At 61.5% G+C, this 2,152-nt stretch carries 2 protein-coding genes; both read left to right on the top strand.

Translation table 11 applies throughout. The features are described from left to right. Positions 1 to 140 precede the first annotated feature (140 nt). Positions 141 to 1,817: an NAD+ synthase gene (locus ACXJ7R_RS30795; RefSeq protein WP_457155102.1), complete on the top strand. Its 1,677-nt coding sequence runs from the start codon at positions 141 to 143 to the stop codon at positions 1,815 to 1,817. 52 nt (positions 1,818 to 1,869) lie between these two features. Next, the coding region (locus tag ACXJ7R_RS30800; RefSeq protein ID WP_457155103.1) for a GNAT family N-acetyltransferase at positions 1,870 to 2,152 on the top strand (283 nt) is incomplete at its 3' end.

Below are 2,152 nucleotides of genomic sequence, written 5' to 3' on the forward strand. Positions count from 1 at the left end.
TATATGGGCGACGACTGATCGCTGGTCGCCCAGCCACGATCTGACATTTGGTCTGGACACGAATGACCTATGTCATTCGGTCTGGATTGGTCCAAACGAACGCCATTGCTCGGGCAAATTTGCCGCGCTAAGTCAGCAGCATGACCAAGAAGCTCGACATCCTGCGCATCGCCGTCGCCCAGCTCAATCCGACTGTTGGCGACATACCAGGCAATCTCGCCAAGGCGCGCGAGGCGAGGGCGGATGCAGCCCGCCAGGGCGCCGATGTCGTGCTCTACACCGAGCTCTTCCTCGCCGGCTATCCGCCGGAGGATCTGGTGCTGAAGCCGGCTTTCCTGAAGGCCTGCGAAAAGGCGGCGCAGGACTTTGCTGCCGATACCGCCGATGGCGGTCCGGGCGTCATCATCGGCACGCCGCTGAAGCGCAAGAGCGGCACGCACAATTCGATCGTCTTCGCCGATGGCGGCAAGATTATCGCCGAGCGCTACAAGCTCGATTTACCGAACTACGGCGAATTCGACGAAAAGCGCGTCTTCCAGGCTGGACCCGAGATCCAGGGGCCGGTCAATTTCCGCGGTGTGCGGATCGGGATTCCGATCTGCGAGGACATCTGGGGCGATGTCGGCATCTGTGAGACGCTGGCCGAAAGCGGGGCTGAGATCCTGCTGGTGCCGAACGGCTCGCCCTACTATCGCGCCAAGATCGATGTCCGCCATCAGGTCGTCATCCGCCAGGTCATCGAATGCGGGCTGCCGATGATCTATGCCAACCAGCTTGGCGGCCAGGACGAGCTGATCTTCGACGGCGCGTCGTTTGCCATCGGTTCCGACAAGACGCTGGCCTTCCAGATGAGCCAGTTCGAGGAAGCGGTCGACGTGACCACCTGGAAACGAACGGATGGCGGTTGGATCTGTTCTGAAGGGCCGATGTCGAAGATCCCGGACAGGGAGGAGGCCGACTACCGCGCCTGCATGCTTGGCCTGCGCGACTACGTCAACAAGAACGGTTTCAAGAACGTCGTGCTCGGCCTGTCGGGCGGTATCGATTCGGCGATCTGCGCGGCGTTGGCCGTCGATGCGCTTGGCGAAGAACGCCTGCGCGCGGTGATGATGCCCTATCGCTACACCTCGAAGGACTCGCTGAAAGACGCCGAGGATTGCGCCCGGGCGCTCGGGTGCCGCTATGACATCGTGCCGATCTTCGAGCCGGTCGAGGGCTTTCTACACACGCTGACACAGCTTTTCGAGGGCACCAAGGAAGGCATTACCGAGGAGAATTTGCAGAGCCGTGCGCGCGGCACCATCCTGATGGCGATCTCCAACAAGTTCGGCTCGATGGTCGTCACCACCGGCAACAAGAGCGAGATGTCGGTCGGCTACGCCACGCTCTACGGCGATATGAACGGCGGCTTCAATCCGATCAAGGACCTCTACAAGATGCAGGTCTACGCGCTGTCGCGCTGGCGCAACAGCCACGTGCCGCCGGGCGCGCTCGGGCCTTCGGGCGAGGTCATTCCGAAGAACATCATCGACAAGGCGCCGTCGGCGGAATTGCGCGAGAACCAGACCGACCAGGATTCGCTGCCGCCCTATCCGGTGCTGGACGATGTCCTCGAATGCCTGGTCGAGAACGAGATGGGGGTCGACGACATCGTCGCACGCGGTCACGACCGGTCGACAGTTACACGCATCGAGCACCTGCTCTACATCGCCGAATACAAGCGCCGGCAGGCGGCACCGGGCGTGAAGATCACCCGGAAGAATTTTGGCCGTGACCGCCGCTATCCCATCACCAACCGTTTCAGGGACCGCAGCTAGATGGCGGTCGTGGACCGAACGCTCGCGCCATCTCGCGGGCAAGGGTGCAGCCGTGCCCGAGTGTGAGATCAGCTTCGAAATATCACGGATCGATTTCCGAACGACATCCGACCTGTTGATGGCCAGCTATTGGGGTGCTGGACGCAACGATGAGTTCCATCGGCGAGCCTTTGCCAATTCGCTTTGTGTGGGCGCCTATCTAGATGGAAAACAAGTCGGTTTCGGCCGGGCGATCACCGACCGCATGGTGTTTGCCTATCTTGCCGACATCATCATCTGGCCGGAGCATCGCGGGGAGGGCATAGGGTCGCGACTGGTCCAGGCACTCATCGACC

Source organism: Mesorhizobium sp. P5_C1, assembly GCF_054049815.1.